General features: G+C 37.5%; 21 protein-coding genes. 7 read left to right on the forward strand and 14 right to left on the reverse strand.

Annotated elements, in window-relative coordinates; all coding sequences use genetic code 11:
* Window positions 1-27: 27 nt before the first annotated feature.
* On the reverse strand, window positions 28-1,074 hold the full coding sequence (gene prfA, locus H0S70_RS11315; RefSeq protein WP_228453725.1) for a peptide chain release factor 1: 1,047 nt from the start codon (window positions 1,072-1,074) through the stop codon (window positions 28-30).
* Between the two features lie 23 nt (window positions 1,075-1,097).
* Between prfA (H0S70_RS11315) and H0S70_RS11320 the strand changes: the two genes are divergently transcribed.
* On the forward strand, window positions 1,098-1,346 hold the full coding sequence (locus tag H0S70_RS11320; protein ID WP_123249081.1) for a PDZ domain-containing protein: 249 nt from the start codon (window positions 1,098-1,100) through the stop codon (window positions 1,344-1,346).
* A 4-nt stretch (window positions 1,347-1,350) separates the two neighbouring features.
* A complete protein-coding gene (locus tag H0S70_RS11325; protein ID WP_228453726.1) occupies window positions 1,351-1,806 on the forward strand; it encodes a hypothetical protein in 456 nt (151 codons plus the stop codon).
* Between the two features lie 62 nt (window positions 1,807-1,868).
* Here the strand turns inward: H0S70_RS11325 and H0S70_RS11330 are convergent, their stop codons facing one another.
* Window positions 1,869-2,633 (reverse strand): DeoR/GlpR family DNA-binding transcription regulator, encoded by a 765-nt coding sequence (locus H0S70_RS11330; RefSeq protein WP_184909320.1) that lies wholly within the window; start codon window positions 2,631-2,633, stop codon window positions 1,869-1,871.
* A gap of 297 nt (window positions 2,634-2,930) precedes the next feature.
* Here H0S70_RS11330 and H0S70_RS11335 point away from each other — a divergent pair, with 297 nt between their 5' ends.
* Genes H0S70_RS11335 through H0S70_RS11350 form a run of 4 tightly spaced genes read left to right on the forward strand, consistent with a single transcriptional unit; the run spans window position 2,931 to window position 7,611 of the window.
* Window positions 2,931-4,499 (forward strand): glycerol-3-phosphate dehydrogenase/oxidase, encoded by a 1,569-nt coding sequence (locus tag H0S70_RS11335; protein ID WP_188320876.1) that lies wholly within the window; start codon window positions 2,931-2,933, stop codon window positions 4,497-4,499.
* A gap of 34 nt (window positions 4,500-4,533) precedes the next feature.
* Complete coding sequence (gene glpK / locus H0S70_RS11340) at window positions 4,534-6,030, forward strand: glycerol kinase GlpK (protein ID WP_188320877.1); 1,497 nt, start codon at window positions 4,534-4,536, stop codon at window positions 6,028-6,030.
* A 33-nt stretch (window positions 6,031-6,063) separates the two neighbouring features.
* Entirely contained in the window at window positions 6,064-6,795 is a 732-nt protein-coding gene (locus tag H0S70_RS11345) for an MIP/aquaporin family protein (protein WP_123249077.1), read from the forward strand.
* A gap of 30 nt (window positions 6,796-6,825) precedes the next feature.
* A complete protein-coding gene (locus H0S70_RS11350; protein WP_188320878.1) occupies window positions 6,826-7,611 on the forward strand; it encodes a hypothetical protein in 786 nt (261 codons plus the stop codon).
* A 161-nt stretch (window positions 7,612-7,772) separates the two neighbouring features.
* Here H0S70_RS11350 and H0S70_RS14305 read toward each other — a convergent pair whose 3' ends face one another.
* The 10 genes from H0S70_RS14305 to H0S70_RS11390 form a co-directional block, all read right to left on the reverse strand.
* Window positions 7,773-8,168 (reverse strand): hypothetical protein, encoded by a 396-nt coding sequence (locus H0S70_RS14305; RefSeq protein WP_228453727.1) that lies wholly within the window; start codon window positions 8,166-8,168, stop codon window positions 7,773-7,775.
* A gap of 145 nt (window positions 8,169-8,313) precedes the next feature.
* Window positions 8,314-9,171 (reverse strand): IS5 family transposase, encoded by an 858-nt coding sequence (locus H0S70_RS14310; RefSeq protein WP_228453728.1) that lies wholly within the window; start codon window positions 9,169-9,171, stop codon window positions 8,314-8,316.
* A gap of 195 nt (window positions 9,172-9,366) precedes the next feature.
* Window positions 9,367-13,803 (reverse strand): S8 family serine peptidase, encoded by a 4,437-nt coding sequence (locus H0S70_RS11360; protein ID WP_123249574.1) that lies wholly within the window; start codon window positions 13,801-13,803, stop codon window positions 9,367-9,369.
* Between the two features lie 139 nt (window positions 13,804-13,942).
* Entirely contained in the window at window positions 13,943-14,266 is a 324-nt protein-coding gene (locus H0S70_RS11365; RefSeq protein WP_123249573.1) for a hypothetical protein, read from the reverse strand.
* A gap of 446 nt (window positions 14,267-14,712) precedes the next feature.
* A complete protein-coding gene (locus H0S70_RS14315) occupies window positions 14,713-15,210 on the reverse strand; it encodes a hypothetical protein (RefSeq protein WP_228453729.1) in 498 nt (165 codons plus the stop codon).
* Between the two features lie 43 nt (window positions 15,211-15,253).
* Complete coding sequence (locus tag H0S70_RS14320) at window positions 15,254-16,111, reverse strand: IS5 family transposase (protein WP_228453730.1); 858 nt, start codon at window positions 16,109-16,111, stop codon at window positions 15,254-15,256.
* Between the two features lie 386 nt (window positions 16,112-16,497).
* Window positions 16,498-17,583 (reverse strand): peptide chain release factor 1, encoded by a 1,086-nt coding sequence (gene prfA / locus H0S70_RS11375; RefSeq protein ID WP_188320879.1) that lies wholly within the window; start codon window positions 17,581-17,583, stop codon window positions 16,498-16,500.
* A 282-nt stretch (window positions 17,584-17,865) separates the two neighbouring features.
* Window positions 17,866-18,150 carry a hypothetical protein gene (locus tag H0S70_RS11380; protein WP_188320880.1) on the reverse strand — a complete coding sequence of 95 codons (285 nt, stop codon included), beginning with the start codon at window positions 18,148-18,150 and terminating at the stop codon, window positions 17,866-17,868.
* 96 nt (window positions 18,151-18,246) lie between these two features.
* Window positions 18,247-19,854 carry a fumarate hydratase gene (locus tag H0S70_RS11385; RefSeq protein ID WP_188320881.1) on the reverse strand — a complete coding sequence of 536 codons (1,608 nt, stop codon included), beginning with the start codon at window positions 19,852-19,854 and terminating at the stop codon, window positions 18,247-18,249.
* Window positions 19,855-20,459: 605 nt separating this feature from the next.
* Complete coding sequence (locus tag H0S70_RS11390; protein WP_123903976.1) at window positions 20,460-21,536, reverse strand: helix-turn-helix transcriptional regulator; 1,077 nt, start codon at window positions 21,534-21,536, stop codon at window positions 20,460-20,462.
* Window positions 21,537-21,652: 116 nt separating this feature from the next.
* On the opposite strand from H0S70_RS11390, the gene fumC reads away from it, so the two are divergent.
* On the forward strand, window positions 21,653-23,035 hold the full coding sequence (fumC, locus tag H0S70_RS11395; RefSeq protein ID WP_188320882.1) for a class II fumarate hydratase: 1,383 nt from the start codon (window positions 21,653-21,655) through the stop codon (window positions 23,033-23,035).
* A gap of 135 nt (window positions 23,036-23,170) precedes the next feature.
* On the opposite strand, the gene H0S70_RS11400 is transcribed toward fumC, so the two are convergent.
* A complete protein-coding gene (locus H0S70_RS11400; protein ID WP_188320883.1) occupies window positions 23,171-24,820 on the reverse strand; it encodes a DNA repair protein RecN in 1,650 nt (549 codons plus the stop codon).
* Window positions 24,821-24,940: 120 nt separating this feature from the next.
* Window positions 24,941-25,846, reverse strand: a complete 906-nt coding sequence (gene porD, locus H0S70_RS11405; protein ID WP_123903979.1) for a type IX secretion system protein PorD — start codon at window positions 25,844-25,846, stop codon at window positions 24,941-24,943.
* Window positions 25,847-25,869 lie beyond the last annotated feature (23 nt).

Consider the following 25,869-nt stretch of genomic DNA (forward strand, 5'->3'; position numbering starts at 1 on the left):
GTTTTACTATTATTTTTTAGTTGAGGTTTAATAATTATCCTCTTCGCCTTTCATTTTCTCGGCATTTTCTGCCATGATTACCGCGTCGATCATTTCTTGCATATCCCCGTTCATGTAGGCATCCAAATTATAAATCGATTTGTTCACTCGGTGATCGGTAACCCTTCCTTGCGGATAATTGTAGGTTTTAATTTTTGCGGAACGGTCGCCAGTTGAAACCATGGTTTTTCTCTGTGCAGCGATATCTCCCTGAACTTTTTGCAATTCAATATCGTACAACTTCGTTCTAAGCATTTCCATCGCCAATTCCCGGTTAGCCAACTGCGATCTTGCCTGCTGACAAACCACCACCAGACCGGAAGGCTTGTGCGTCAACTGCACTTTTGTTTCTACTTTGTTTACGTTTTGTCCACCTGCACCTCCGGAACGCGAGGTCTGCATTTCGATGTCGGCAGGATTTAACTCAAAATCAACTTCTTCCGCTTCAGGCAGAACCGCAACGGTGATCGCTGAGGTGTGAACCCTTCCTTGGGATTCGGTTTCGGGAACACGCTGAACACGGTGAACTCCGGATTCGAATTTCATAATTCCGTAAACGCCTTCTCCTTCCACTTTCATCACCAATTCTTTATAACCTTTTGAAGCTTCGCTGGAATCGGTTATTTCATGCTTCCAGCCTTTTGTCTTGAAATACATTGCGTAAGCTCTGTAGACATCTTCCACAAAAATAGCTGCTTCGTCACCACCGGTTCCAGCGCGCAATTCGATGATGACGTTTTTATCATCTGCTGGGTCTTTTGGAATTAAAAGAACTTTCAGCTGTTCCTCGAAACCCGGAATTTTCTGAATGGCTTCATTTTTTTCCATTTTGGCCATTTCTACGAATTCTTTATCTGAGCCATCTGCGATGATTTCATCAGATTCTTCGATGGTTTTCAAAGCTTGTTTATACTGATCGAAAACCGCAACGATTTTTCCCAAATCGCTGTATTCTTTATTCAGCGAGGAGTATTTTTTCTGGTCGGAAATTATATCGGGCTGAATAATGAGGTCAGCAACTTCATTATACGGCACAAAGTGATTTTCAATACAAATTTGTGCTAAAACCCGAATATTCTATTGTTGGTGTAAGAGAAAACTCACCTGCTTTTTTAGTTGACATCAAAAAAGGAGATAAATTGATAGAAATTAATGGAAAAAGAACCTCAGATATGAGTTTGCAACAAATTAATGAGTTGTTTTCATCAGAAGAAAATAGAAAAATAAAAGTTACTCTAATTAGAAATTCTATGACTTTATCTAAAGAATTTGTTCTAAAAGATCCTATTCCTTACCAAGAAAATTAAATAAATGCCAGAAAAACTAAATCCCATAAGAACGAGACCTCGATTCAAAATTTTCACTGATTTAGAAGCAGAAACTTGTGCCAAACAGCTAAAATCTCAACTAAAAATTGAGAACCAGATTTTCCAAGGAAACATCAATAAAGAGGTTGCGAATATCTGGGTAAAAACGCAACACAATGAATTCTGGAAACCTTATCTCTCACTAAGAATTGAAAAAGAAGAATACCAAACTGTAATAAGAGGAATCTTGGGCCCTAGTTCTGCGGTATGGACTTTTTTTATGTTTCTATATTTTATTTTCAGTATTACTTTTATGGTTTTTATTACAATTTGGTTTGTCACCAAACAAATAAAAAGTACAGATTTTCCTTGGGCAATTCATGTTGCAATATTATCTATAATACTTTTACTTATTTCTTTTTTTTGCTACAAAAATTGGACAAATAAAGGCAAAATCTGAAATGGAACAACTAAGAGATTTTGCAGAAAAAACAATTGAAGATTTATAAAAAATTGGATTTATTAATCTGTAACAATAATATTAACTCCAAATTTTTTCAAAACACTTTCAAAACTTTCTTCAACTTTTTGATTGGTAATAAGACAATCTACATCTTTCAGACTGCAAATTCTACCTAAACCCTTTTTCCCAAATTTGGAATCATCCGAAAGCAAAAATGTTTTGGTAGTATTTTTAATCATTATTTGATTTAGATACGCTTCTTCAATATTAGAAGTAGAAACACCAAAATCTTCATCAATCCCGTCAACTCCTAAGAACAATTTATTTGCAGAAAATTGCAACATCATTTCTTGTGCATTTGGTCCCACTGTAGATTGCGAAGAATATCTTACACTTCCGCCCAATTGTATAATCGTAACATTATGAAACTCGCATAATCTTGCAGCAATTAACAAAGATGAAGTAATAACAGTGATATTTTTTTCTTTAGAAATATAGTTCACCATATTATAGATGGTAGTTCCAGAGCCTAAAATCACCACATCATTATCTTCTATAAACTCCACAGCTTTCTCAGCAATTCGTTTCTTTTCTTCAATCTTAATGTTTTGTTTTTGACTTACAGGCAAATCTACCACATAAGGATTATTGAGGCTAGCTCCACCGTGATGTCTATATATTAAATTTTTCTCTTCCAGATAATTAAAATCCTTTCGAATGGTAACTTCTGATACACCAAGTAGCTTAGATATTTCGGATACTGTAATATATTTCTCATGTTTTATTACAGCTAGAATTTCCTGATGTCTTTGTGTGATATTCATAGCTAAAATAATATTCATTCAAATATAGCAAACTTAACAAAGCAAAACAAATTAAATAGTTTCTCAATCGAAACATTACATATTATTATGACTTTTATCAACTTTCGTTTCGTTTCAAAGATTAAAATAAAACAAATCAACCATTTAAAAGTCTACAAGTCAAGCATTTAAATAAAATTTTTATAATTTTAACAAAAACAAACCAAAAGAATTTTCAAATAAAATCAAAATATAACGAAAATCATATTGTTTCGTATTATTTCTTTTTTATAGATTTGTAAAAGAAAATTTAATAAAATGTTACGAACAGAAATTTTAAAGAACTTCGAAGACCAAAACCAAACAACATGGGACTTCGTAATAATAGGAGGAGGAGCCACAGGCTTAGGAACAGCAATTGAAGCTGCGACAAGAGGATATAAAACTTTGCTTTTAGAACAAAGTGATTTTGCAAAATCTACATCTAGTAAAAGTACAAAACTTGTACACGGAGGTGTAAGATATTTAGCTCAAGGATATGTAGACCTAGTAAGAGAAGCATGTAAAGAAAGAGGATTATTACTTCAAAACGCACCGCATCTTACCAAAAATCTTTCTTTCGTAATCCCAATTTACACTTGGTGGGACAAACTATTATACACAGTTGGTTTAAAATTTTACGATCTTTTAGCTGGTAAACTCAGCTTAGGAAAATCTGTTCCGATTAGCAAATCAGAAACGATAAAAAGATTACCAACCATCAAAAAAGAAGGATTAAAAGGAGGAATTCTTTATCACGACGGACAATTCGACGATTCTAGACTTGCCCTAAACATGGCTCAAACCGCTATTGAAAACGGTGCTACAGTTTTAAATTATGCTAAAGTTATTAAACTTAAAAAAGACGCCAACGGAAAATTGAACGGGGTAATCTTTCAAGACACCGAAACAGGCAAAGAATTTGAAACAAAAACGAAAGCAATCGTAAACGCAACTGGAGTTTTTGCAGACGATATTAATAAAATGGATCACGGAACTGACGACAAAACCATTAGCCCAAGTCAAGGTGTGCATATTGTGATTGATAAAAAATTCTGTCCAACAGATTCTGCAATCATGATTCCAAAAACATCAGACGGAAGAGTTCTTTTTGCAGTTCCTTGGCACAATAAAATTATTTTAGGAACTACAGACACTCCTATAAAACAAGAATCTCTAGAGCCAAAACCAACAGAGCAAGAGATTAATTTCATTTTAGAAACAGCAAGAGGATATATGAATCCTGCACCAACAAGAAAAGACATTTTGAGCGTTTTCGCAGGTTTAAGACCTTTAGCGGCAACCAAAGAAGGCGCTAAAACCAAAGAAGTATCTAGAAGCCACAAAATAATCACTTCAAAATCTGGATTGGTAAGTATTATTGGTGGAAAATGGACAACTTACCGTAAAATGGGCGAAGATGTAGTAGAAAAAGCCGAAGAAATTATGAAAGTTCCTCATAAAAAAAGCAATACAGAACATCTTAAAATTCATGGATACAGAAAAGACATAGATTACAAAGATCCAATGTATTACTATGGTACAGACAAAGAAAAAATATTAGAATTATCAAAAGAAATTGAAAACGGAAATGAGATAATTAGCAAAGAACAAAACATTATTAAAGCGCAAATTGTTTGGGCTGTAAAAAAAGAAATGGCAATTAACATTGAAGATTTTTTATCTAGAAGAACAAGATTATTACTTCTAAACCAAAAAGAGGCTGTAAGGATTGCTCCAATTGTTGCCGAAGTAATGGCTAAAGAACTTGGAAAGGATGAAGTTTGGCAAAAAAACCAAATAGAAAGTTTCAAAAATATTGCAGAAATATACCATACACATATTTAGAAATATTGTAACACTTCTAAAATAAATAAACATCATGCAAGACAAATTAATCCTAGCTTTAGACCAAGGAACCACATCTTCTAGAGCTATCGTTTTCGACCACAGCGGTCAAATTGTAGAAGTATCTCAAAAACCTTTCGAACAAATCTTTCCTCAACCAGGATGGGTAGAACACGACCCTAACGAAATTTGGTCTTCTCAAATCTCCGTTGCCGCAGAAGTAATCGCCAAAACTGGTGTTTCTGGAAAAGAAATTGCAGCTATTGGAATTACCAACCAAAGAGAAACTACCGTAGTTTGGAACAGAGAAACCAGCGAACCTATATACAACGCAATCGTTTGGCAAGATAGACGTACTGCAAAATATTGCGACCAATTAAAAAGTGAAGGTAAAGCTCAATTAATTAAAGAAAAAACAGGTTTAATTTTAGATGCTTATTTTTCTGGCACAAAACTGAAATGGATTTTAGACAACGTAGAAGGAGCTAGAATATTAGCTGAAGAAGGAAAACTTTGCTTCGGAACAATAGATACTTGGCTTGTCTGGAAACTTACCAGAGGAAAAATGTTTATTACAGACGTTTCTAACGCAAGTAGAACCATGCTTTTCAATATTCATAAAATGGAATGGGACGAAGAATTATTACAACTTTTAGACATCCCAAGAGCTATTTTACCAGAAGTAAAACAAAGTAGCGAAATCTACGGAGAAACCTCTACTACTCTATTTTCAACAAAAATTCCGATTTCTGGTATCGCAGGAGACCAACAAGCAGCATTATTTGGGCAAATGTGTACAAAACCAGGAATGGTAAAAAACACTTACGGAACAGGTTGTTTCTTATTAATGAACACAGGAAACAAAGCAGTTTACTCAGAAAACAATTTACTTACAACTGTAGCTTGGAAAATTAACGGAGAAACTACTTACGCATTAGAAGGAAGTGTTTTTGTAGGAGGAGCAGCAGTTCAATGGTTAAGAGACGGAGCAAGAGTAGTAAAAACAGCTCCAGGAGTTAACTCTTTAGCAGATACCGTAAAAGATAACGGAGGCGTATATTTTGTACCAGCTCTTACAGGACTTGGAGCTCCATATTGGGATCAATATGCCAGAGGTGCAATTTTCGGTATCACCAGAGGAACTACAGATGCACACATCGCAAGAGCAACATTAGAAGGTATTGCTTTCCAAGTATATGATGTAGTGAAAGCTATGGAAGCAGATGCAAAAGAAGAAAGTGTAGAATTAAGAGTTGATGGTGGAGCTTCTGCAAGTAATCTTTTAATGCAAATTCAATCAGATTTATTCGGATTTAAAATTATTAGACCTCAAATATTAGAAACTACAGCATTGGGAGCAGCTTATCTTGCTGGTTTAGCAGTAGGTTTCTGGAAAAACATAGAAGAAATTCAAAATCAATGGATTGTAGATAAAGAATTCTATCCAAAAAGAGATAAAGAACAAGTAGAAAAAGAATTGCACTATTGGCATAAAGCAGTGGAAAGAACAAGAAATTGGATTGAAGAATAATCAATAAAATAACTAATTTAATACCCTATATTTATGACACCATTTATAGCCGAAATCATCGGCACAGCAATTCTTATTCTTTTAGGAAACGGCGTTGTAGCAAACGTAGTACTTAAAGATACAAAAGGAAACAATTCTGGTTGGATTGTAATTACCACAGCTTGGGCATTTGCAGTTTTTGCAGGCGTTACCATCGCAGGCCCAATTAGCGGAGCACACCTTAACCCAGCAGTAACCATAGGCTTAGCAACAGCAGGTTTATTTCCTTGGGAAAGCGTTCCTACTTATTTAGCCGGTGAAATGATTGGAGCAATGATAGGAGCATTTTTGGTATGGCTTTTCTACAAAGACCATTTCAAAATTACAGAAGATGAAGGAGGAAAACTAGCTTGTTTCAGTACAGGTCCTGCCATCAGAAATACTTTTTCTAATTTTATTTCAGAACTTATAGGAACCTTTGTATTGGTATTTGCCGTATTTTATATTACAGGTCCATCTTTTTCAACAGAAGTAACAGGAGACGCAAAAATAGGATTAGGCTCTATAGGAGCATTACCTGTTTCTATTATCGTTTGGGTAATTGGTTTAGCATTAGGTGGAACTACTGGATACGCAATAAACCCTGCAAGAGATTTAGGCCCAAGAATTATGCACTCTATTCTTCCTGTAAAAGGCAGCAGCGATTGGGGATATGCATGGATTCCTGTTATTGCACCATTAACAGGCGCAGTATTAGCAGCACTACTTTACCTTGCATTGCAATAGTTTTATTCAACTTTATTAAATCAAAAATGAATGAAAAAATTTATAAAAATTGGATTACTCGTACTTCCATTTATATCTTACGCTCAGACAGATAGTTTAAAACAAAGCCCTTTAGAATTTACGGCTGGCATACAAACCAATCACCTTTGGAGAGGTTTAATCATCTCAGACAAACCAATGGTTTCTGCAGAGGCAAGTTTATCTCTTAACAAAGAAAAATCTTTGAAACTTGGTGTATGGGGTGGAACTTCTATCTCTAATGAAGCAGACGGAACCCACTATAAAGAGATTGACTATTTCTTAAAATATGAAAAGAATAATTTGTCTATCGGCGTTTGGGATTTATACAACTCTAGAAGAGAAGCATATCTAGGTGCAAACGATATTTATGAATACGCTAAAAGTAGAACCAAACACATTATAGACCTTAGAACATCTTATCAACTCCCCGAAAAATTTCCATTAAAAATTGAAGCCGACGTTTTTTTGTATGGTAGTGCAGATGCTCTTTATAATGACAATGGAGACTATGATAAAAACAAATACTCTACTTACGTAGAACTTTCTTATCCATTCATTAAAAATTCAACTGTTAATTTAAATGGTTTCGTTGGAAGCGCATTTGTCTTCAACGGAAAAGAAGGAAACTACTCTCTATACGGAAACGGAGAAAACAATTTCCAAGTAGTAAATGTAGGGGTTACCGCTAGCAAAAACATCACGGTATTTAATAAAAAACTACCTGTTTCTATGACTACTATGTGGAATCCTACAAGCAAATTTGCAAGAATTCAAATAGCTACTACTCTATTTTAGAGATATTTCAACATACCCATTATTCATTCTTCCTGATTTGTATTAAATCAGGAAGATTTTTTTACAAAGAATCTCTTTTGCTTTGCAAATAGTCTTTTCTAATATCTTGTTGCTTTATAATTTCTTCTAAAAAAGGTTTTATTTCATTATTTAGTCGTTCCTTAACAAAACCCACTATTTAATTTATTTTTAAAAACAGGATTAGGAAACAGCATAATTTGTATCTTATAAAATAAGAAAAAGATTTTCTCTTTGAGAATCTCCATCATTTTCTTCATGTTCCACGCCGTTGCAGATAGTAATGCGTTGATTTGCGGTCCTGTTTCTCCTAAGAAATAGTTCTGAGCCAGTCTGAAATCGGTTTTTAAATGTCCGATGATGGGCTCTATTGCCGCCCTGGTTCTAAATTTTTTGCGCTTTGTCTGCTTTTGATAAGCAGTGTCTTTTTTTCTTGGAGTGCTTGGAATGGAGATTTTCACCCCTTTTATTTCCGATTTCCCTTTTCCGCCACGATCGTAAACGAGTTCTTTTGGGAGCTTCTGACCATTGTTTTCCATTTGTTCTAAAAGTGGTTCAATGGTATGTCCATCGTAAGGTGTCTGTAAAAATGCCTTAATCCCAAGAATGATTTTCTTGCCTTTGTTGGAAGTGGTTACCAGACCGACCTTGTTCCCAAATTGTTCATTGCTTTATTATTGTTTTTTAATGGTATTCACGAATGCTTCGCATTTCATACTGGCTATGCGCTTTTCCTTTGGCAATACATCGGGTAAAAGGCTTGTGAATGCTGTAAATTTTATCGGCATCGTTTCTTTTTTGTGTGACAACCTTGGTGTACAATGTCATTAAATCTTTATAAAATTCTTGCTGTTCTTCATTGAAATTCCGTTGCAACTCACGAATCAGTCTCATGGCGATGGTTTTGAGCTGTCTTTGAGATTTCCTTGCCAGTTTTGCACGTTTGGGATGTTTGCCGTTGTAGGTGTTGCGCACCAGCTGCTTGCTGACTTTTGTGTAGCGTTGTCTTTGTTTTATGCCTTCATTTCCGGCTATTTTGTTGCAATAATCGATCACTTTTTTGCACAATTTTGCATCGGTAGGAAAAGAGGTATTATTCTCCTGAACGGTAGTATCGGACAAAACAAAATTTGAGGTGTTCGTCTTGGCATCGTGCATTCTTACGCTGTAGGCAAAGATTTTTTCGATACCTTTTTCGCCAATTCTTTTTCGGAAATGAACAAAATTACTCGGGTCACAAGGAAATTCGTGTTCAAAGAAAACCCTGCCACAAAAATGCTGCATATAAGGATTCATGATCCAGGCTTTTTCCAACGTCTCATCGCCCAAATTATACAAATGTTTCAGTAGCAAACAACCCACCATAAACCGAATCGGATGGCTCGGATTGCCCGTCTTGGAATATAGCGGGGAAAATTCTTTCTCAAAATAATCCCAATCTATCTTCTCGGAAAGTAGAACAAGTTCGTGTTTGTCATCAATAAAATCCACCAACATCGGGCGGAATAATTCTGGCTGCTTTTTTGGATTTTTCCCCAACATATTTGCAAGGTTTTAATGCTCCAAGATACGAAATCCTGCAAAGAAAAACAAGAAAAATTACAATTAATTTACTGATTGTCAGTCTGTTGATGCTATTTTAAGGAGCGACTAAGTATTGATGTAGTTTTTAAAAATACATAAAAAAGCAGCTGCTTCAAAGAAACAGCTGCTATAAAAGCGACTGAAATTTTAATACTATTTAACGATTAATTTCACAGAAACGCGCTTTCCATTTTGATCAACAGTATTCAATATATAAACTCCTTTTCCAAAACGGGTAAGATCAAGATCGAGTTTTCTTTCTTTGGATTTTTTGTCCAAGATCAATTTTCCACCCATATCGTAAACTTTAGCGTCTAACGCTGTAACACTTGCACCTCCATCAATAATAAATAATCCGGAAGACGGGTTTGGATATACTACAAGGCCCGCTTTATCAACTTTAATATCATCGGCTGCAAGTGTGGTTAAATCCACTATAACGGTTTGTGGCACAGATGTTTTTCCATCGGAATATACCGCATAAACATCATATTTCACTTGCCCCTGCGCTCCATTAATATTATCAGTTGCAACTGTAGTGCTGATATCACGAATTTCTTGTACAGTAACGTCGTTTTTCTTCACATCATATCCAAGAAGTTCAGGATACTTGGTGGCTGCGAAGGTTACTGGCTGGCTATTCTGGCTATTTTGAACAAATTTTTCGTCGGCCGACAGTGTAATTCCTTCTTTCACCTTTTTCATTTCAGCTTTCGTTTCATTCAACTGTTCCACAACTTTTTTTGCGTTTTTAGAAGCCCCACCAGTTGCCGGAAGAGAATTATCATAGCCTAGTGTAATATCATCCACCGCCAAATACCAAGCGTCTGCCTCCTTTTTGGTTTTATGGTAGAAGGCTAGGAAGAAATCTGAACTCGTCTTCGATTTGATATTAACCGTTACATCTTCAAAATTCTCATTTTCAAATCTCTGATCCAATACTTTATGTCCCGCCTTTACCTCGTCCAGCGTTGGGGCGCTGCCAGAAGCCGGTGCTGGCACCACGTAAACTTCTACGTCTTCAGGAAACGGAGCATAAGCACTGAATTTCAATATCTCTGAACCCTTTTTCAATTTATCTGTTATCATCCAGTTATCTGCATCAATGCCTCCTCCTCCGGAGTAAGAATAAGACACCATCCCGTAGGTTCCTGTTTTCGAGTAAATAAAGGATAGGCCCCCACTTACAGTATTTGCTCTGACCACCCAGTTTTTACCGTCTTTATTTTCATCGTAGAAAGTATAGCCCGGCGTGAACGCTCCTGCATTTTCAAAGCTTTCAAAGTAATTATTCAACATTTCCGGTCTTACCCAGGTTAGTTTTACATCTTTTGTAGATGAATCAAATACGTGCGACAGGTTTCTCACCGGGCTATTATAAGAATCTACGGTGATATAGTCTTTTTTCTCCACGGTGTCTTCGTTCATTAAGGATTTTGCAGTAAGACTCACTGTATAAACACCTTTTTTATTGAACACTACGGTTGGGTTTTTAGACGTAGAAGATGAGCCCGTAGCATAAGTAAATCCTGTGGAAGGAGTAATATTCCAAACGTATGACGTAGGTGCAGGATTTCCCGCGGAGCTGTTGCTGAAGGCTACTTGCTCTCCTTCAAACAGATAAGTTTTGTTGGCAGAAAAACCAGCCGTGGTCGCCGTATTTTTTACCGTTATATAGGATGTTTTGGTTAACTCATCGCTTCCAAATGAATTAGTTGCCTTTAGTGTAACAGCATAAACCCCTTCGGCGTTGAATTTTATCGTTGGCGATGCTGTATTTGCATTACCAGTGATATATTCGAAAGTGGCAGGTGCAACCGTCCAGCTATAGCTTGTTGCCAACGAAGGCGATACTACAGTTTCATTATTCAAAATGATATTTTCGAATGACGTTGGATTTGTTTTGCTTGCAGTAAAGGCGGCGGTAGGCCTATCTTCAGCTCTTTTAACCACTACATCATCTACAAAAACAGCATAAGACTGTACATTTGGATCTACTTTCTGCTGGAATCCGAAGTGGTAAACCCCGTCTTCCGTAGGCGTAACCTCATAAATGTATTGTTTATAGGTTGATTGTGCCTGAATAACCGGACTTACCGCCGTAAGCATTGCGGCGCTTTTCGCTTCTTTACCGAAGAAAACCTGAAGCGGTTCCGCCACATCCCTCAACTTACTTGTGTGGAAAGAAATCAAGTATTTAGTATTAGCTTTCAATCTCAATGGATTAGAGAACAACCAGTCGTTGCTGCCTTTGGCTAGATTGGCAAAATTTATTGCAAAACTGCTTCCATTTTTAGCAAATGAAGCTCCATTGTACTTATACCATGTTCTTCCGTTTCCATCGATATCTTCCGAAGTCCATCCATTCAGAACAAAATCATCTTCAAAACCGAAAGTGTGCATTGTGCCTTGAGGAACTAAATCTACTACTGTGGTATATGCGGACGTATTTGCGTAATTATTCACCTCCACTTCATCATTTGCAAACTCTGCTTTTACCTGAATTTCATAGGCGATGAACGGCTTTGAAAGATCCAGCTCTATCGTTAAAGTTTGTTTTTCGCCAGCAGCCAAATTAGCGACTGGTGAAGTGATGGTTGCCAAAACCTCACCACTTGCTTTATTTTTTAGAGTTGTAACAATGTTTGCCTCCTGTACAGGCAATGCGCCAATATTAGCGTACGAAATTTGAACCGGCGTTTTAGTAGAATACTCAGTACTTTCTGCTAACACTTTCACTTCGCTTACTGCCAAATCCTTCTGGACATCTTTTTTAATTCCGGATGCTACTAAAGAAAAATCTTGCGAAGCTGCATCTACTAATTTCACAGTGTTTAGTGTGCCTAACTCGTTTTTCTTTAATATCCCTTTATGAGAAACCACCAGTTTATAAGTTGCTCCCGGCGTAGGATTATTAATGACGATTTGCTCCACATTGTCTCTTACGTTATCACCCGTTGTTGCTGGTGCAGCAGGATTGGCGGGATCCAGAACCCAAGGCCTGTACTCATTGGTTCCATCGGTAATCTTTATATCTAAATCATTTACCAACATTTTAGCAGGGTCATCCAAAACACTTGGATTAGATAATACTGCAGGTCTTGGATCCGTCCAAGCAATCGTCACCTTTAATGGTTCATTTCCGGAAGCCACTAAATCTATTTCTTTCAAGCTTCCGTTTTCCAATGTTTCTTCTCTTACTAATGAATATTTGTTTCTTACAGAGATAACTTCTGCAGCTTTTTTAGAATCTAATAAACCCCAACCATGTTTATAATCTGGCCCCGGGGCATCTCCCGCTTCTTTTGCCGTATGAATTACCAAAGCTCTTGTGGTTGCACTCTTCATAAACGAAGCATTTAGTCTGTTGAAGTGCTGTTGTAACAAAGCGATATTACCTGTAACATTTGGAGATGCCATAGACGTGCCGCTAATCGAAAAATAATCTGCATTTCCGGTGGAATTGGTGGAATATAGATCAACACCAATACCTGTAATATCCGGTTTTATACGTCCGTCATCTGTGGGCCCAAATGCACTGAAAGAGGCAATTTTCACATCTTGCGGATTTCTGTAGCCGTAGGGAAGCTTTTCTGCAGCTGCTACAATTAAGGTGTTTTTAGAAGTTGCTCCTTGGTTTACTGTATCAAATCCATCTACACCACCGTTTACCTGTCTTACTTTAGTAGAGGTTTTCCATACGTATTTACCGTTCTCTAAAATCCTTACATAATGCAGACCTCCTGGTGCGGGGCCATCTCCTCTTGGGTTTCCGGCTGCTTTTACAGGTAGATAATAAGGATTCTGGGTAAGTAGAAAATCCCAATCCCCGTCGGTAGTCCGGTATTGTCCGAAGCCAATAAATTCAGTTTCGGAATCATCTCCCATCCAATGCCAACCTGTATTCCCAGAACTAGAACCGTAAGAAAACCCTCCGGTAAATCCATAGGAGTGGTTAGACATTAACATAGCGTTGTTTGCCGCTGCTGCCGCCATTTCCGTTAAATCAGAAGTCCAGTCATAAGCCTTTAAGTTAGCTTTGTAAGCCATTCCTTTTGCTTTTTTGTCCACACCGGCTGCTATAAGGGTTCCCGCAACGTGTGTAGCATGGTCACTTGTGCTTAAGGGAGAATCCATCTGTTTGGCGCGGCCTCCAAATTCCTGGTGGGCTACGCGCACTCCGCCGCCATCCCACTCAAAGACATTTACTCCTTCCCCATCCAATTTATAGGGTCCCGAAAGATCATTAAGTACATCGGCTCCAGTACCGGCGGCCGCACCGGCATTTGTGGTTTCATAATAAAGCGGCATTCCTTTTTCATCAAACCCAACCAGCTGAAACATTTTCCCATTATATTCATCAGAATATTTAATGTTCATTTGTTTAGCTTTTGCCATCAGCTGTTGTGGTGATGGTGTTTCTTTTTCCTTAATTTTCTGAAAATTAACCGTTTCCGCGGTATTACTAAGGCTCCTTATTTTCCTTGCCTCGGTTTCAGTTTGCGCATACATCACTACAGAAAGAAGAGAGCTTGCAAGCAGCAATCCTCTTTTTTTTACCTTGATGATACCCAGAGTAGAGTTTGTCATAAAATTTAATTTTTAATGGTTAATAAAAATTCTTTTAAATTATTTAATGATTAGTTGCCTTCATGTATTTCACTTAAATAAAATAAGAAGGCAGAAAAATAGAATGGTAATTGCTACAAAGTAATTATTGAGCTGAAAATTATTTCCGCTCTTCTACAGACACTTTCTGAGATTGACCCTGAATATCTTTTGTTGTGTAATAGATAGGCATCCCCGTATGCTCATCGAAGCTGTGGAGCTCATAGATCACCCCGTTCTCTTCTTTTCTGAAGGGAATATTCCTTTTTTTGGCTTCAGTCATCAGCTGTTCCTTGGTAGGCTGGCGAGATTTGAAGTAATCCAAGACTTTATCAGATTTATTATCAGGCTCTGATTGGGATGCCTCTTCTTTCTTGGGAGGCTGCTGGCAGGCAGCAGTGAGAACTAGTAGTAAAAATAAAAAAATAGATTTTTTCAATGTCATAAAAACGGTTATTATTATTACAGTCTTAAAAAATTATTTAACTTTCCGTAAATATAATAATAAATAAACCTATTAACCAAATTTTTCTTATACAAAACAGAAAATTACCACTATATTCGCAATAAATATTATTACAACTTATTAATTTAAAACAGCGGTACACAGTAAAAACTTAAAGATTGACACCAATTTAACAAATTTTTTACAAAAATAATAGTCAATATTGGATAATTAATAAAAGCAATTAAGTGGAATTTTCTTTGTTTTTGCCAAAGGTTTTTAAGAGAAAACACGCTAAAATTCAGTAGAAAACGCAAAAAAAACAGTGTCAATTTTCCCTTTTATTCAAGTAAACTGTACTGATTCCTATCAATATTTGAGTAAAAACCAATACTGTCCTAAATAAAAAAACAGATATATTTTATGCACATATAGATAGTCACTCCTTAACAAGCCGCCATTTTCAGTTTTTCGTTAAGAATATTCCGATTAAAGAGCAGGCGGATAAGGTTTAAAAAATAGAAAAAGATTTTCTCTTTGAGAATCTCCATCATTTTCTTCATGTTCCACGCCGTTGCAGATAGTAATGCGTTGATTTGCGGTCCTGTTTCTCCTAAGAAATAGTTCTGAGCCAGCCTAAAATCGGTTTTTAAATGTCCGATGATAGGTTCTATTGCCGCTCTGGTTCTAAATTTTTTGCGCTTTGTCTGCTTTTGATAAGCAGTGTCTTTTTTTCTTGGAGTGCTTGGGATGGAGATTTTCACGCCCTTTATTTCTGATTTTCCTCTGCCACCTCTATCGTAAACGAGTTCTTTTGGGAGCTTTTGACCACCGGTTTCCATCTGTTCCAAAAGTGGTTCTATGGTGTGACCATCGTAAGGAGTTTGCAAAAATGCTTTAATCCCGAGAATGATTTTCTTGCCTTTGTTGGCGGTGGTTATCAAACCTACCTTATTCCCAAATTGTTCATTGCTTTATTATTGTTTTTTAATGGTATTCACGAATGCTTCGCATTTCATACTGGCTATGCGCTTTTCCTTTGGCAATACATCGGGTAAAAGGCTTGTGAATGCTGTAAATTTTATCGGCATCGTTTCTTTTTTGTGTGACAACCTTGGTGTACAATGTCATTAAATCTTTATAAAATTCTTGCTGTTCTTCATTGAAATTCCGTTGCAACTCACGAATCAGCCTCATGGCGACGGTTTTGAGCTGTCTTTGAGATTTTTTTGCCGCTTTTGCTCGCTTGGGATGTTTTCCGTTGTAAGTATTGCGGACCATTTGTTTACTGACTTTCGTGTAGCGTTGTCTCTGTTTTATCCCTTCTTTTTCGGCTATTTTGTTGCAATAATCGATCACTTTTTTGCACAATTTTGCATCGGTAGGAAAAGAGGTATTATTCTCCTGAACGGTAGTATCGGACAAAACAAAATTTGAGGTGTTCGTCTTGGCATCGTGCATTCTTACGCTGTAGGCAAAGATTTTTTCGATGCCTTTTTCTCCAATTCTTTTTCTGAAATGAACAAAATTACTCGGGTCACAAGGAAACTCGTGTTCAAAGAAAACTCTTCCACAAAAATACTGCATGTAAGGGTTCATGATCCAGGCTTTTTCCAACGTCTCATCGCCCAAATTATACAAATGTTTCAGTAGCAAACAACCCACCATAAACCGAATCGGATGGCTCGGATTGCCCACTTTGGAATACAAGGGCGAAAATTCTTTCTCAAAATAATTCCAATCTATTTTTTCTGAAAGTAGAACAAGTTCATGCTCGTGGTCAATAAAATCCACCAACATTGGGCGGAATAATTCTGGCTTCTTTTCTGGATTTTTCCCCAACATATTTGCAAGGTTTTAAAGCTCTAAGATACAAATTCTTGCAATAAAAAACAAGCTATTTTGAACCCAAAATACTAATAATCAGTAAATTATAGGTGGTTTAAGGAGAGACTCTTTAATGGCATGACCGGTTTTATCAATAGCACTTCTGCTGGATCATCCAGAGAGTTCACAGTAGCATCGGTTGTTACAGGTACAGAATCATTATCCACGATTACTGCGGTAGCCGTGGAATCTACATTGTTAGTTTCAACCGTCTCCGCTTTTTTACAAGATGCCAGGCATACGGCAGCAACTGCCCCAATAAAAAAAATTGATTTTTTCTTAAAAATAAAGTTAAGTGATTAAAATGTTCGTGACAAATGTAGTATTTTATAGGAATCAAATGTTTAATAATTATCCTCTTCGCCTTTCATTTTCTCGGCATTTTCTGCCATGATTACCGCGTCGATCATTTCTTGCATATCCCCGTTCATGTAGGCATCCAAATTATAAATCGATTTGTTCACTCGGTGATCGGTAACCCTTCCTTGCGGATAATTGTAGGTTTTAATTTTTGCGGAACGGTCGCCAGTTGAAACCATGGTTTTTCTTTGTGCTGCGATGTCTCCCTGAACTTTTTGTAATTCAATATCGTACAACTTCGTTCTAAGCATTTCCATCGCCAACTCTCGGTTTGCCAACTGAGAACGTGCTTGTTGACAAACTACTACCAGACCGGAAGGTTTGTGTGTAAGCTGTACCTTGGTTTCTACCTTGTTTACGTTTTGTCCACCCGCTCCTCCGGAACGCGAGGTCTGCATTTCGATATCGGCAGGATTCAGTTCAAAATCCACTTCTTCCGCTTCAGGCAGAACCGCAACGGTGATCGCTGAGGTGTGAACCCTTCCTTGGGATTCGGTTTCGGGAACACGCTGAACACGGTGAACTCCGGATTCGAATTTCATAATTCCGTAAACGCCTTCACCTTCTACCTTCATAATGAGTTCCTTGTACCCCTTGGAAGCTTCGTTGGAATCGGTAATTTCGTGTCTCCATCCTTTTGTTTTAAAATACATGGAGTAAGCTCTGTATACATCCTCGACAAAAATTGCAGCTTCATCGCCGCCGGTACCTGCGCGCAATTCGATGATGACGTTTTTATCATCTGCTGGGTCTTTTGGAATTAAAAGAACTTTCAGATGTTCCTCGAAACCCGGAATTTTCTGAATGGCTTCATTTTTTTCCATTTTGGCCATTTCTACGAATTCTTTATCTGAGCCATCTGCGATGATTTCATCAGATTCTTCGATGGTTTTCAAAGCTTGTTTGTACTGATCGAAAACCGCAACGATTTTTCCGAGGTCGCTGTATTCTTTGTTCAGCGAGGAGTATTTTTTCTGGTCGGAAATTACGTCGGGTTGAATAATCAAATCTGCTACTTCATTGTAGCGCTGCTTTATGGCTTCTAATTTTGGAATCAGTGACTTTGACATTTGTAGAAATTTGTGGGTGCAAAGATAGGAAAAAAGCAGAAAACAATATTTCTTCCCTGAGAACAACGGTACTTAATTATAGCCCGGATTGAAACGGCATCCTTTTGCGGAGCGCAGCGGAGCAAAAGATAGAGTGGAAAGCCGGTGTTTATATGGAAAGGAAAACGTAAAGAGTTGCTCCAAAAAAAATCAGCCTCTAAAAAATTAGAGACTGACTGTATATATGATTTTGCTTTGTGACTGCTTTTCCCGGAAATTAAAGTGGGAGAGCAGTGACATCAACTAGTGATGACCGTGGCTGTCGTGGCTGTGCAAGAATGGACCGTGTCCTTTTGGATTGCTGTAAACCAATTCTACCCCTTCTTGTTCTGTCAGGTTTTTTCTTCTAATATCTTCAGGATCGAAAGGTTCGGTTTTGCCGAAATATTCCATCAAACCGGAAGTTAACCAAATTGGGATTACATATCCGAAGAACATGAAAATACACCAAAATCCTACAAGGAACATACATACGAAATATACGGTCCAAAGGAACTGATAGAACGGGAAAAATGCTGATAACATCATTGTTGTAATAGATTTTAGGCAAAAGTAGGATATTTTTTGTTTTCAGACAAAAGATTTCTACTGATTTTTGCGTTGAAATATTGTTTTTAAAGATTATTAATGAGAAATTGATGCAAAGAAATCGTTTCCTTTATCATCTGAAATAATGAATGCCGGGAAATTTTCAATCTCGATTTTTCTTACTGCTTCCATTCCGAGTTCTTCAAAATCCACGATTTCTACTGATTTAATATTCTCTTTTGCTAAAATCGCCGCCGGTCCACCGATAGAACCAAGATAAAAACCACCGTGTTTAGCACAAGCATCGGTTACTTCTTTGCTCCTGTTGCCTTTTGCAAGCATAATCATACTTCCGCCATGGCTTTGGAATTCGTCTACATAAACATCCATTCTACCTGCCGTTGTAGGACCGAAACTTCCTGAAGCCATTCCTTCCGGCGTTTTCGCAGGACCCGCGTAGTAAATCGGGTGGTTTTTGAAATATTCAGGCATTGGTTTTCCGCTGTCGAGAAGTTCTTTAATTTTTGCGTGTGCGATATCCCGTGCAACGATTAAAGTTCCGTTCAGACTTAAGCGGGTTTTAATCGGATATTTAGAAAGTTCGGCTAAAATTTCCGGCATTGGCTTATTCAGGTCGATTGAAACTGCTTCTTCCAAATGCGGCGGAGTTTCCGGAAGATATTGTTTCGGATTGGTTTCCAATTGTTCTAGGAAAATCCCGTCACGGGTGATCTTTCCCTTGATATTTCGGTCGGCTGAACAAGAAACTCCCATTCCGACAGGGCAAGAAGCCGCGTGACGTGGCAAACGGATAACTCGAACATCGTGCGTTAAATATTTCCCACCAAACTGCGCTCCGATGGAACTTTCCTGGCAAATTTGCTGAACTCGTTTTTCCCACTCCAAATCGCGGAATGCTTGTCCGCCCATGTTTCCTTCAGTTGGAAGATGGTCATAATAACCCGCGCTGGCTTTTTTCACAGCTGCTAAGTTGGCTTCAGCCGATGTTCCCCCGATTACTAATGCTAAGTGATATGGTGGGCAAGCCGCAGTTCCCAAATCCATGATTCTCTCGCGAACAAATGCTTCCAAAGCCGCATCGTTCAATAGAGATTTTGTTTTTTGGTAAAGGAAAGTTTTGTTGGCAGAACCACCACCTTTTGCCAAGAAAAGAAATTTATATTCTTCCCCTTTTGTGGCATAAATATCAATTTGAGCTGGAAGATTCGATCCGGAGTTTTTCTCTTCAAACATCGTCAAAGGAACGACTTGGGAATATCTTAAATTCCTGTTTTGGTAAGTATTGTAAATCCCTCGGGAAATCCATTCGGCATCCACAGCACCGGTGTACACGTTTTCCCCTTTTTGGGCAACACAAATTGCAGTTCCGGTATCCTGACAACTCGGCAACGCGCCTTCAACAGCTACTGCAGCATTTTGCAACAAATTATAGGCAACAAAACGATCGTTGTCCGTTGCTTCAGGATCATCGATAATATTTCTGAGTTTCTGCAAATGCGAAGATCGAAGCATAAAAGAAACATCAGCCAAAGCATGTTCAGCGAGAAGTTCCAGCGCTCTTGGATCCACGGTAAGAATTTCTCTACCGCCGAGGTATTCTATTTTTAAATATTCAGAACTGAGTTTTTTGTATTGGGTATCGTCTTTTAGAATAGGAAAAGGTTCCTGGTATTGAAATTCCATTTTTTATTAAACTTTTTTGAGAGTGTAAAAATAATGAATTTCAAGAGGATAATAAAACGTTAGCAATATTTTATCTTTTGTGATGCACATTTAAAACTTGTTCTTATCAATTTTTGTAAAGTTCCTTCAATCGAAGAACAAAACTCTTATTTCTTAACTGAAAAAATAATCTGTTATTACCATTTCTCTTTTTAATAAGATAGACCTCTTTCAAAACATGCCAAGATTTATCACTTATCATTAGCCGAAGTTCCGGCTAATCAAATAGGAGTCAAGTTCGAGGTATATCTAATAAAAATTCATTATAAATCTATTATTTCTCTAATAATCTATTGGACTTATATTGGAGTTATATTGGACTTATAATGGAGTTACTCCGAACCAAACCCCTAGTTGAGATGAAGATGATATGAATAAAAGGATCCTCTATTAACTAAATAGATTTGGCTAATCTTGTTGGTGAATTCTGATAAATGTTTTTGAAAATTGTATTAGGATAAGAAAAAAATCCTTGGGACATCATAGAAAAAAAGCGCAGAAAAATAATTTCCTGCACCTTTTCTCATCATTTGTGATTGGTGACGCAAATATAAAACCTTTGTTTGTCAAATTTTGTCAACCACCTCACCCGGAAGAAATGTATTATTGGAAATAATGGGTGAATCTGATTCATAAGATGCCAATATTTCGTGGTGTTTTTCGATGACTAGTTCTTTTAATATACTTGGTTTCAGTACTTTAGCGTTGCTCATCCATTGAAAAATCCAGCCAACCAATTCGCGGTTGATTCCGCAACGAAGCTTCATCAGATAATCCCCGTTTTCCTGCTGAGTAATGCTTTGTGAATGATGCCAAAAGTGATGGGTAATGAATTCTCCCGTGAATTCCGAAAATTCTATTTCGATATCATAGATTTCATGATCCATATTTGCGGTGATCCCGAAGCGGTTCTGCATCTCGTTTTCCAGCGTTGCCAACAGTTTTTTGTTGTCGAACATATTGTTGGTGAGGTGGTATTTTTTAATTTGGTTCAGCGCAATAATCATCATTTTGCCTTTTTCTTTCATAAAACCCGAAAGATGAATCACCCCACGATGATAAAGGACTTGCAAAGGCAAAAACACCAACGGATATTGTATGGATTTTGGAATCGAAGTATAATCGTAATCCACCTCCAGAATTTCCATTTCTCTTTTATTTTGAATGCTCCAGATGGTGTCATTCAAGGTTTTTTGAAAATCATCCAAAGTCAGAAGTTCATAGAAATAGGTATTGGAAATCTGTTGTTCGGCGAAAATGGAGAAGTCTTCGAAATTGCTTTTGCTGTAATTTTTGTAAAAAAGATTCTCGATGCGGTCAAACGTAGCTTCGCGGGATTTCACCAAAGGTAGCGGCATCAAATTTTTAAAAAGCAAATAGCTGTGAAGGTCGAATTCACTGAGTTTTGTGGTGCTTTCATCATATTCGATTTTCCATGTTTTCTTGTTTTTTTCGCCTTCCGTGATGATGAGTTTTTCATCGGGCATCATCATGTGTTCAAGATCGTCTAAATATCGGTACAAGGTTCTCTCAGAAATGGAAAGTTCGTTGGCTTTGATCCATTTTTTCATAATATCGATATTTACCGGACCGCGCTTCAAACGACTGTAAACTCTCAATAGGTTTTCTGATTTCTTTGGCATAAAATTCTTTTCTCACTCAAATTTAATTAATATTTTACAATCAATGAAATCTTATTTTGCTTTTTCTTTCTCATCAAAAATGAAAATCGTAACTTTAGTTGATCAATTTAATTACAATGAAATTTAGAACAGAACACGATACAATGGGCGATGTACAGGTGCCCGCAGAGAAATTTTGGGGAGCGCAAACCGAGCGTTCAAGAAATAATTTCAAAATAGGTCCGGAAGCTTCTATGCCGCATGAAATCATCGAAGCTTTTGCCATTTTGAAAAAAGCAGCTGCTTTTGCGAATTGCGAATTGGGAGTGCTTTCCGAAGAAAAAAGGGATATGATTGCCAACGTTTGCGATGAAATTTTAGAAGGAAAACTCAATGATCAATTTCCGCTGGTGATTTGGCAAACCGGTTCTGGAACGCAGAGTAATATGAATGTGAACGAAGTAATTTCCAACAAAGCTCATGTGAATAATGGCGGCGTTTTAGGTGAGAAATCAATAATTCACCCGAATGATGATGTGAATAAATCCCAAAGTTCCAACGATACTTTTCCAACGGCAATGCACATTGCTGCTTATAAAAAAGTGGTTGAACATACGTTGCCGGCTGTTAAAAAACTCAGAGATACGCTTCACGCTAAATCTGAAGAATTTAAAAATATCGTGAAAATCGGAAGAACTCATTTGATGGATGCTACACCATTAACGCTGGGTCAAGAATTTTCCGGTTATGTGGCTCAACTCGATTACGCGATGAAGGCCATTACCAATACGCTCGATCATTTACAGGAAATTGCACTTGGCGGAACTGCTGTTGGGACCGGACTCAATACTCCGAAAGATTATGATGTTACCGTAGCAAAATACATTTCAGAATTCACAGATTTACCTTTTGTAACGGCTCCTAATAAGTTTGAAGCGCTCGCTGCACACGATGCAATTGTGGAATCTCACGGAGCATTGAAGCAGCTTGCAGTGTCATTATACAAAATCGCGCAGGATATTCGTTTGCTGGCTTCCGGACCGAGATGTGGTATCGGTGAGATCTTGATTCCTGAAAACGAACCCGGCTCTTCGATCATGCCCGGAAAAGTAAATCCGACACAAAATGAAGCAATGACGATGGTTTGCGCACAAGTTTTGGGAAATGATACCACGATTTCTTTCGCAGGAACTCAGGGAAATTATGAATTAAATGTTTTCAAACCAGTGATGGCGTACAATTTCTTGCAATCTGCTCAACTTTTGGGCGATGCTTGTATTTCTTTTAATGATCATTGTGCGGTAGGAATTGAACCCAATTTGTCAAGAATTAAAGAGTTAGTAGATCAATCATTGATGTTGGTTACTGCCCTAAATCCGCATATTGGTTACGAAAATGCGGCAAAAATTGCCAAAGCTGCACATAAAAACGGAACTACTTTGAAGCAAGAAGCGGTGAATCTCGGTTTGCTCACCGCGGAACAGTTTGATGAATGGGTGAAACCTGAAGACATGGTGTAAAAAACTGAAAATTATTCGGAAATATTAAGAAAAATAAATCACCGCGGTGTTAATAAAAATAATCGTGGCAACAGGAAAAATACCGCAGTGATTTTAAATTTTGTTGAGGTAAAATATTCTTTTTTGGAAGAAAAGTTATTTCATTAATTCTTTCGCCTGAGAAATTGCCGCGTCTGTGATCTTGCTTCCAGAAAGCAATTGCGCAATTTCTTGAAGTTTTTGGTCATCGCTTAGCGGCAAAATCGTCGATTGTGTTTTTCCGGAAACATCATCTTTCATTACTTTGTAATTGTTGTTGCCTTTTGCTGCGACTTGCGCAAGGTGAGTAATGACGATTAATTGCATATTTTCGGACATTTCGCGCATTACATTTCCCATTTCTTCAGCGACTTTTCCGGAAACTCCCGTATCGATTTCATCTAAAATCAAGGTTGGAAGTTCAGCGTTTTCTGCCATAATTTTTTTCACAGAAAGCATTACACGAGATCTTTCACCGCCGGAAATTGCCGACTGAATTGGCTTTAGTGGAAACCCGGAATTGGCCTGAAACATCAGCTGAATTTGTTCTTTCCCGAATGGATTGAAATTCTGGCTGTCTTTCAGTTCGACTTCGATTTTTGCTTTTTCTAAACCGAGCTGTTTCAGTAACGCTTCAATTTTTTTCACAAAATCCGGAGCAGATTTTTTTCGGTTGGCAGATAATTCTTTCGCTAACTTTTCTAAATGTTCAGAAGAAGCGTAAATTTTCTTTTCAACTTCGGAAATTCGGAATTCTAAGTCCACGAAAGTACCTTGCTCATTGGAAATTTCATCGCGAATCGCTTTCAGTTCATCGATAGAATTCGCATTGTGTTTCAGCAATAAAAGGTTAACCGTATTTAATTTTTGGTTCAATTCCGCAAGAATTTCAGGGCTGGTTTCCATTTTCTCAGCCTCATCCTGTAATTCAAAAAGGATGTCCTTAAATTCCACAAAATTTTCTTGAAATCTTTCGTTCAGCAATGTGAATTCGTGAGAAAGATCGGCAACTTTCGAAAGTTTTCCTTTCACATCGTTCAAAGAATCCAAAATCCCGATTTCTTCCGCATCGAGCTTGCTGAAGATTTGCGAGAGATTTTCGGTGATGGTTTCAGCGTTTTCGTGGCGTTTCACTTGGCTTTGAAGGTCTTCCAAATCGATGAGATCCAAATTAGCCTCCAACAATTCATTTAACAAAAATGATTTGTAATCGCTTTCTTTATTGCCTTCGGAAAGTTGTTTTTTTAAGTTATCGAACTCATTTACCAATTTTTTATGCTCAGTAAATTCTTTTTGGTAAACGGAAATCAAGGTTTTATTCTTAGAAAGTCCGTCGATAATTCGGAATTGGTAATCTTCATCAAACAAATTGGAGGTTTCAAACTGCGAATGAATATCGATTAGTTTGGAAGAAAGCAGTTTCAGTGTTTCCAAAGTTACCGGAACATCGTTAATGAACGCACGGGACTTTCCGTTCGGTAACAGTTCGCGCCGGATCACGGTTTGGTTTTCGAAATCGAGGTCGTTTTCATCAAAAAAATTTCTGAAATTTTCGTTGATTAAAAATTCGGCTTCAACAATGCTTTTCGCTTCGGAATTTTGAAGGGATTTCGTGTCGGCTCTTTCTCCCAAAATCAGACGTAAAGCTCCGAGAATAATTGATTTCCCAGCACCTGTTTCACCTGTAATTACCTGTAAACCTTTGTTTAAAGTAATTTCGAGGGAATCGATTAACGCGAAATTTTGAATGAAAATTCTTGAAAGCATGTTGATAAAAGCCGTTTACGAAATTATATTTACGAACTTGAAGCTGTAAATTTAAGGATTTTAAAGGGTATTAAAAAAAGAAGGACCGAAATAGCAGAACGAAATTTCGGAATGGTGGGTTTATTTCCACTTATTCCATTTGCTGTCGATTTCTCTCGGAGCCATTGTTACGAAAAGAGCTTTCAATTCGGTCATGTTCACGGTCGCATTGTTTCCGTTGCTGAAAATATCAAAAATTTCCTGTTTTTTGGTGTCGATGAAAAGATTCACCGGATAATTCATCTGGAAATTGTTTTCATAAGTTTTCAGTTGCAATAGCGCGTCAGCGATGATTTTCTTCGCTGATGATTGATCTTGCTTTCCGAGATTGTCCAAACCGGCGCGGTGATAGGTGTAGAAAAGGTTTCTGAGCGTGTTTTGCTCTGGTTTTAGGATATTGTCGATCAATGCAGCTCTGGTTTTATTACCTTCGATGAGCGACCAACCCGCAAAATTTTGGTTTTGCGAATTATTGGATATTTTCTGCGCTTTTTCAAACCATTCTTGACCGCCACGAACTCTGTAACTATCCCCGTCGTAACCTAAAATTGTGTAAACATAAAAACTGACTGCGTCGATGAGGTTTTTACCTGAAAATTGTCTCTCGTTGAAAACCAGATTCTCGTTCTCAGTATATTCAAAACCGAAATTGGTATCGTTGATGTTCAGTAAAGGAGATTCATAAGTAGTGTTAAAAACCGGTCGAACGGCTTGTACGATGATGTTTCCACGGAAATTGTTGCTTCCTGTTCTTTCCGTAATTACGATGGCGAAATTGCATTTAATTTTCTCGAAATTCTGCAGTTTTTTTCCGGTCCAACTGGTGTTGTTAATGAAATCCCGAAGGTTTTTCTCTAAAGTTCTGTAAACTTGATTGTTACTTCCTCCCAATTGCTGCGCGTTTACTTGCACGGTCGCCAAAAGTTCTTGGGAAAAACTTAGATTAAAGGAAAAAATGAGAATGAATATCGTAAAAAGTTTCTTCATGTTTTGGTAAAATTAAAGAACGG

It is taken from the genome of Chryseobacterium manosquense (assembly GCF_014623485.1).
In the GTDB taxonomy this organism is placed as follows: domain Bacteria; phylum Bacteroidota; class Bacteroidia; order Flavobacteriales; family Weeksellaceae; genus Kaistella; species Kaistella haifensis.

Coding starts and splice junctions, on each gene's coding strand:
- H0S70_RS11325 (WP_228453726.1), top strand. CDS start 1,351: ATGCCAGAAAAACTAAATCCCATAAGAACGAGACCTCGATTCAAAATT.
- H0S70_RS11330 (WP_184909320.1), bottom strand. CDS start 2,633: ATGAATATCACACAAAGACATCAGGAAATTCTAGCTGTAATAAAACAT.
- H0S70_RS11335 (WP_188320876.1), top strand. CDS start 2,931: ATGTTACGAACAGAAATTTTAAAGAACTTCGAAGACCAAAACCAAACA.
- glpK (WP_188320877.1), top strand. CDS start 4,534: ATGCAAGACAAATTAATCCTAGCTTTAGACCAAGGAACCACATCTTCT.
- H0S70_RS11345 (WP_123249077.1), top strand. CDS start 6,064: ATGACACCATTTATAGCCGAAATCATCGGCACAGCAATTCTTATTCTT.
- H0S70_RS11350 (WP_188320878.1), top strand. CDS start 6,826: ATGAAAAAATTTATAAAAATTGGATTACTCGTACTTCCATTTATATCT.
- H0S70_RS14305 (WP_228453727.1), bottom strand. CDS start 8,168: ATGGAAAACAATGGTCAGAAGCTCCCAAAAGAACTCGTTTACGATCGT.
- H0S70_RS14310 (WP_228453728.1), bottom strand. CDS start 9,171: ATGTTGGGGAAAAATCCAAAAAAGCAGCCAGAATTATTCCGCCCGATG.
- H0S70_RS11360 (WP_123249574.1), bottom strand. CDS start 13,803: ATGACAAACTCTACTCTGGGTATCATCAAGGTAAAAAAAAGAGGATTG.
- H0S70_RS11365 (WP_123249573.1), bottom strand. CDS start 14,266: ATGACATTGAAAAAATCTATTTTTTTATTTTTACTACTAGTTCTCACT.
- H0S70_RS14320 (WP_228453730.1), bottom strand. CDS start 16,111: ATGTTGGGGAAAAATCCAGAAAAGAAGCCAGAATTATTCCGCCCAATG.
- prfA (WP_188320879.1), bottom strand. CDS start 17,583: ATGTCAAAGTCACTGATTCCAAAATTAGAAGCCATAAAGCAGCGCTAC.
- H0S70_RS11380 (WP_188320880.1), bottom strand. CDS start 18,150: ATGATGTTATCAGCATTTTTCCCGTTCTATCAGTTCCTTTGGACCGTA.
- H0S70_RS11385 (WP_188320881.1), bottom strand. CDS start 19,854: ATGGAATTTCAATACCAGGAACCTTTTCCTATTCTAAAAGACGATACC.
- H0S70_RS11390 (WP_123903976.1), bottom strand. CDS start 21,536: ATGCCAAAGAAATCAGAAAACCTATTGAGAGTTTACAGTCGTTTGAAG.
- fumC (WP_188320882.1), top strand. CDS start 21,653: ATGAAATTTAGAACAGAACACGATACAATGGGCGATGTACAGGTGCCC.
- H0S70_RS11400 (WP_188320883.1), bottom strand. CDS start 24,820: ATGCTTTCAAGAATTTTCATTCAAAATTTCGCGTTAATCGATTCCCTC.
- porD (WP_123903979.1), bottom strand. CDS start 25,846: ATGAAGAAACTTTTTACGATATTCATTCTCATTTTTTCCTTTAATCTA.